Source organism: Halorubrum sp. Eb13, assembly GCF_002252895.1.
Taxonomy (GTDB): domain Archaea; phylum Halobacteriota; class Halobacteria; order Halobacteriales; family Haloferacaceae; genus Halorubrum.
Genome location: NZ_NHPE01000153.1, coordinates 193 through 5,573 on the forward strand (window position 1 = coordinate 193; position 5,381 = coordinate 5,573).

The 5,381-nt window shown below is 68.5% G+C and carries 7 protein-coding genes; 4 read left to right on the top strand and 3 right to left on the bottom strand.

Annotation, left to right across the window (positions count from 1 at the left end):
- Positions 1 to 964 (bottom strand): C-terminal binding protein (locus DJ75_RS17925; protein WP_094525876.1); only part of this gene is annotated, 964 nt, incomplete at its 3' end.
- A 181-nt stretch (positions 965 to 1,145) separates the two neighbouring features.
- Here DJ75_RS17925 and DJ75_RS17930 point away from each other — a divergent pair.
- Positions 1,146 to 1,421, top strand: coding sequence for a hypothetical protein (locus DJ75_RS17930; RefSeq protein ID WP_094525877.1), 276 nt, complete (start codon positions 1,146 to 1,148; stop codon positions 1,419 to 1,421).
- Between the two features lie 106 nt (positions 1,422 to 1,527).
- Here the strand turns inward: DJ75_RS17930 and DJ75_RS17935 are convergent, their stop codons facing one another.
- The gene (locus DJ75_RS17935; RefSeq protein ID WP_094525872.1) at positions 1,528 to 1,809 is read right to left on the bottom strand and encodes a helix-turn-helix domain-containing protein; all 282 of its coding nucleotides are present in this window, start codon (positions 1,807 to 1,809) and stop codon (positions 1,528 to 1,530) included.
- 289 nt (positions 1,810 to 2,098) lie between these two features.
- Here DJ75_RS17935 and DJ75_RS17940 point away from each other — a divergent pair, with 289 nt between their 5' ends.
- From DJ75_RS17940 to DJ75_RS17950, 3 genes are all read left to right on the top strand, one after another.
- Entirely contained in the window at positions 2,099 to 2,407 is a 309-nt protein-coding gene (locus tag DJ75_RS17940) for a hypothetical protein (RefSeq protein ID WP_094525873.1), read from the top strand.
- A 1-nt stretch (position 2,408) separates the two neighbouring features.
- Positions 2,409 to 4,229 (top strand): ribosome biogenesis/translation initiation ATPase RLI, encoded by a 1,821-nt coding sequence (locus DJ75_RS17945; RefSeq protein WP_094525874.1) that lies wholly within the window; start codon positions 2,409 to 2,411, stop codon positions 4,227 to 4,229.
- Positions 4,230 to 4,332: 103 nt separating this feature from the next.
- Positions 4,333 to 4,599: an HAH_0734 family protein gene (locus tag DJ75_RS17950; protein WP_094525875.1), complete on the top strand. Its 267-nt coding sequence runs from the start codon at positions 4,333 to 4,335 to the stop codon at positions 4,597 to 4,599.
- Positions 4,600 to 4,653: 54 nt separating this feature from the next.
- On the opposite strand, the gene DJ75_RS17955 is transcribed toward DJ75_RS17950, so the two are convergent.
- Entirely contained in the window at positions 4,654 to 5,316 is a 663-nt protein-coding gene (locus tag DJ75_RS17955) for an L-threonylcarbamoyladenylate synthase (protein ID WP_176451482.1), read from the bottom strand.
- Positions 5,317 to 5,381 lie beyond the last annotated feature (65 nt).

The following is a 5,381-nucleotide window of genomic DNA, read 5'->3' on the forward strand; positions in this document are numbered from 1 at the left end:
CGGCGTCCGGGTCGACCCGCCCCGCCGGCGCCTCGCCGTTGAGGACGGCGGCGACGTCGGCCGCGCCGCTCCGGTTCAGGTCGTCTCTGGCGTCCTCGCTGTACCACGCCGCGTGGGGCGTGACGACGGTGTCCTCGCGACCGACGAGCGGGTCGTCCTCGGGCGGTTCCTCGGCGAGCACGTCGAGCCCGGCGCCCTTGATCGTCCCGGACTCCAGCGCCTCGAGGAGGGCGTCGGCGTCGACGACCGGGCCGCGGCTCACGTTGACGACGACCGAGCCTTCGCCGAGCCGCGCGAGGGCGTCGGCGTCGACGATCCCGCGAGTCGCGTCGGTCAGGGGGGCGTAGACGCCGACGTGGTCGGCGCGGTCGAACAGCGCCTCGAACTCGACCTTCTCGACGCCGTACTCGGCCATTTCGTCGGCGTCCACGAACGGGTCGTGGGCGATCAGCGTCGCGTCGAAGCCGGCGAGCTGCTCGGCGGCGCGCCGGGCGATGGGGCCGAACGAGAGCAGTCCGACCGTCGACGCGCTCACGCGTCGGACCGGGCGGCCGGTCTCCCAGCTCCACCCGCCGGCGGCGACATCGTCGTCGTATGCCTTCAGCGAGCGAAGACAGGCGAGAAGCAGCGAGACGGAGTGGGTCGCCACCTCGTCGGTGCAGTAGTCGGGGACGCGGGTGACGGTGACGCCCTCGTCGGCCGCGGCGCCGACGTCGACGTTGTCGACGCCGACCGCCGACCGGACCACCACCTCGAGGTCGAGCGCCGCGAGCGCCTCGGCGGTGACCGGCGTGTTGATGTCGGTGACGACCGCGTCGGCGCCCGCCGCCGCGTCGCTCACCCGCTCCGCCGACCCCAGGTCGGCGACCTCGATCTCGACTGATTCGTCGACGCGCTCGCCGAGCACCTCGCGGTACGTCTCCGGGTCGATCATCGCGAACGACGACAGGACGACCTTGGCCATATCCCCGCTTTATTCCGCCCCCACTTGATGGCTGGTATTGACGTGTTTAGGCTCTCAAACGTCGATTTTCGATCATGATGTTCTCGATGGGGCGAGCGGGACACCGCGCGGTTCCGGAGGCTCTTTGCGCGCCGGGCGGCTACGTACCGTCGTGACCGACGACAGTTCGACCAAGCCCCCGATGCTCGTCCTCTTGGAGTCGCTGGCGTTCTACCGGAACGTCCGGATCGGGCTCGTCACGGGCGCGGGCCTCGCGCTCCTCCTGTACCTCGTCCGCACGCTGGAGCTACTCGGACCCGTGATCGACACGCGCGAGTACCCGCTGTTCGGGCCGGAGGTCTGGTTCCTGTTCTTGGCGTTCGTCCTTGCGGCGACGTTCGCGCTGTTAGTCGCCGTCGCGCTCACGATCGCCGAGGCGGCGCGAGGCGCCGGCGAGGTGTCGACGGAGCCCGAGTGAGGAGAGAGCGAGCAGCGACGAGCAAATCGCTCAGCGACGCGAACGACCGTGGAATCGACGGGTCGGACGGGCGCGGACCGATCGGCACGGTCTCAGCGACGCGGTCTCAGTCGGCGGTACAGGAGGCGTCGCTCTCCTCGCCGGTGAACTCCTGGGCCGGCTCGGTGAGCTTGTAGAGGTTCTGTCTGGCGTCCGCGAAGTAGACGTCCTCGTCGACGACCCCGATCCCCTCCAGCCGCTCGAGGGCGTACCGAACGGTCCGGGCCGACAGCATCGACTCCTGTACGATGCCTTTCTGCGTCAGCGGGCCGTTGTACTCGAGCACCTTGAACACGAGCTTGGCGCTCGGCGGGAGGTCGTCGAGCCCCTCCGTTTGGGTTCCTTCCATCGTTACGATTCGAAACCGCACATCGTCATAAATGTTGATGCACCACGGGTGTATTTCGGGTATTTTCCCGCCGAAGTAAGAGAATATTGCTGGTTGTTTCGTTGACAACCAGCAATATAGGCCGCTATATGCCTGTTCGACTGACCAGTCAGTCAGCGATACGGCTCGCGCGCGCTCTCACTCGGGCCCGTGTCGCGCCCGTCTTGACGGCCGACCTCTGCCCTCGCGGTCCCCGGCGTCCGACGGGTGGAACGAACGGCTTTTCACGGGCGCTCGCGGATCCGTTGGTATGAGCGACGACTCGGGCATCTCCGGCCACGCGCGGGGCGTGGTCGTCACGACGATCTGCTGTCTGGCGGGGATCGCCGCCGGCGTCGTCTCGGCCGCCTACGTGGGGACGACCGTGGCCGCGGCCCAGAGCACGACGGTCGTGTTGGTCCTCGGCGCGTTCGTGCTCGCCCAGTACCCGCTGTACAAAGCTATCGGCGTCGGCGACTTCGGCGTCAAAGACAACCTCTACGTGGCGTTCCTGACGTTCACGCTGTGGTTCATCAGCTACACCGTGCTGGCGACGTCAGGCGTCCAGCTGGTGGCGTAAGATGGCCGACGACAGCATCGCCGTAGTTGACCTCGATCGGTGCCAGCCCGACCGGTGTAACTACGAGTGCGCGAACTACTGTCCGCCGAACCGGACGGGCAAGGAGTGCATCACCGAGCGCGGCGAGGACACGGTCGAGGGCGACCCGGACCAGATCCACATCTCCGAGGAGATCTGCCTCGGCGAGACCTGCGGTATCTGCGTCGAGAAGTGCCCGTTCGACGCGATCGAGATCATCAATCTCCCCTCAGAGCTCGACGAGGAACCGGTCCACCGCTACGGCGAGAACGCCTTCTCGCTGTACGGACTTCCGACCCCCGAACCGGGCAACGTCACCGGAATCTTAGGGCCGAACGGGATCGGGAAGTCGACCGCGGTCCACGGGCTCGCCGGCGAGATGATCCCGAACCTCGGCGACCACGAGACGGAGGCCGACTGGGACCGCGTGCTCGACCGGTTCCGCGGCACGGGGCTCCAGAACTACCTCAAGTCGCTGAAGGAGGGCGACGTGAGCGTCTCCCGCAAGCCGCAGTACGTCGACCAGATCCCCAAGCAGTTCGACGGCAACACCCGCGAGCTGCTGGAGCGCACCGACGAGCGCGGGGCGCTCGACGAGCTGATCGACCGGCTCAACATCGCTCCGGTGATGGACCAGGACATCGATTCCATCTCCGGCGGGGAGCTCCAGCGCGTCGCCATCGCGGCGTGTCTGGCCCGCGACGCCGACTTCTACTTCCTCGACGAGATCACGCCGTACCTCGACATCGGCCAGCGGATGATCGTCGCCCGGCTCATCCGCGAGCTGGCGGACGACGACGCCGCCGACCGCTCGATGCTCGTGGTCGAACACGACCTCGCGATCCTCGACCTCCTCGCCGACACCCTCCACGTCGCCTACGGTGAACCGGGCGCGTACGGTGTTATCACCGACCCCAAGTCGGTCCGCAACGGGATCAACGAGTACCTGAAGGGGTACCTCGACAACGAGAACATGCGGATCCGGCCCTCCGCGATCACCTTCGAGGAGCACGCCCCCCGCGTCGCCTCGCGCAGCGAGACGCTGATCGAATACCCCGATATCTCGAAGTCGTACGGCGACGGCGAGTTCGAACTGCACGTCGAGGGCGGCGAGATCAACCAGTCGGAAGTGCTCGGCGTCGTCGGCCCGAACGGGATCGGGAAGTCGACGCTCGCGAAGCTGTTCGCGGGCTCGCTGGAGCCGGACGAGGGGTCGCTCGACTTCGCGCTCGACATCGCGTACAAGCCGCAGTACATCGAGATCGATCAGCCGATGCGCGTCGACGCCTTCCTCTCGTCGATCACCGACGACTTCGGCTCCTCCTACTGGAACACGGAGGTCGCCCAGCCGCTCCAGCTGGAGCGGATCATGGAGCAGAACCTCGCGGACCTGTCGGGCGGGGAGCGCCAACGCGTCGCCATCGCGGCGTGCCTCTCCGAGGACGCCGATCTGTACCTGCTCGACGAGCCCTCCGCGCACCTCGACGTCGAGCAGCGCGTCCGCGCGACGACGGCGATCCGCCGGTACGCCGAGAACCACGACGCGACCGTGATGGTGATCGACCACGACATCTACATGATCGACCTGCTGGCCGACCGCCTGATGGTGTTCGACGGCGAGCCGGCCCAGCGCGGCCGCGCCGCGCCCCCGCAGGACATGCGCGACGGGATGAACGAGTTCCTCGCCGACCTCGACATCACCTTCCGCCGCGACGAGCGCACCGGGCGCCCCCGGATCAACAAGCCGGGCTCGCAGCTCGACAGCAAGCAGAAGCGCGAGGGCGAGTACTACTACTCCGGCTGACGGCGTCGCCGTCCGGCGCCCGACCGCCCGCGGTCGCGGCGCGTTCCCGCGGTCGATCGACCGTATCGAAGCGATTAAGCACGGAACCCGCAAACGACGGAGTATGCAACACCTCATCATTCGCGGCGACCCCGGGATCCGGCGGGACGCGGTGATCGAGTACGAGGGCGAGGAGCTGGTCTGTTTCGGTATCAACGTTCAGGGCGGCTGGCACGGCCCGGACGAGCCCCAGCTCTGGTGTACGGTCGGGACCGAGGACGAGCGCGAGGCGTACGACAAGCGGGAGTACGTCCCCCACTGGCTCGACGTCGACGCGGTCGACGCGGCGGAGGTCGAGGTTCTGAGCGAAAAAGGCGATCTCGCGGTCTGAACCCGTCGCGGTTCCGTTTTTTCGACGCTCTGTTTCCGGTGCGAACCCGCCCGCTCAGACCGGCGGGTCCGCCAGCCACGCCTCGATCGCGCCCGCCATCGCGCCGCGGCGGTGGATCGTCCCCGCCGCCGGGTCGACGACGGTGCTCTCCGTGCCGGGCGCCTCGCCGTCGTCGATCACCGCGCCGACGCCCTCGAGGATCCGGTCGTCGAGGTCGTCGGGGCGCGTGACGCTCCCGGTCCCGGAGACGTTCGCGCTCGTCGCGGTGAGTGGTCCGGTCTCGCGGAGGAGCGCCCTCGCGACCGGCTGGTCGGGGACCCGGACCCCGACCCGGTCGCTGCCGGCGGTGAGCGCGTCGGGGACCGCGTCGCCGCGCTCGACGACGACCGTCACGGGACCGGGGAGGAACGCCCGGGCGAACGCGACCGCGAACTCCGTGGGGCGGGCGTATCGGAGCGCGTCGTCGACGCTCGCGACGCCCAGCGAGAGCGGGTTCGACCGGTCGCGACGCTTCAGGTCGAAGACGCGTTCGACCGCGTCCGGATCGAGCGCGTCCCCGCCGAGCCCGTACACCGTCTCCGTGGGGTAGACGACGAGCTCGCCGTCGGCGACCGCCGCGGCCGCACGCCGCACGTCCTCCCGCCGGCTCACTGCGTCGCGTCCGGGTTCGGGCTCGGACCCCGAGCGAGGCTCCCGGTCGTCGGCGTCGTCCGTCATACGCGCTCATTCGGTCGCAGTTTAAAAAAGGATGGCGTGTGTCGACGGTCGCGTAAAGTTAGAGG

Coding starts and splice junctions, on each gene's coding strand:
- DJ75_RS17930 (WP_094525877.1), top strand. CDS start 1,146: ATGCTCGTCCTCTTGGAGTCGCTGGCGTTCTACCGGAACGTCCGGATC.
- DJ75_RS17935 (WP_094525872.1), bottom strand. CDS start 1,809: ATGGAAGGAACCCAAACGGAGGGGCTCGACGACCTCCCGCCGAGCGCC.
- DJ75_RS17940 (WP_094525873.1), top strand. CDS start 2,099: ATGAGCGACGACTCGGGCATCTCCGGCCACGCGCGGGGCGTGGTCGTC.
- DJ75_RS17945 (WP_094525874.1), top strand. CDS start 2,409: ATGGCCGACGACAGCATCGCCGTAGTTGACCTCGATCGGTGCCAGCCC.
- DJ75_RS17950 (WP_094525875.1), top strand. CDS start 4,333: ATGCAACACCTCATCATTCGCGGCGACCCCGGGATCCGGCGGGACGCG.
- DJ75_RS17955 (WP_176451482.1), bottom strand. CDS start 5,316: ATGACGGACGACGCCGACGACCGGGAGCCTCGCTCGGGGTCCGAGCCC.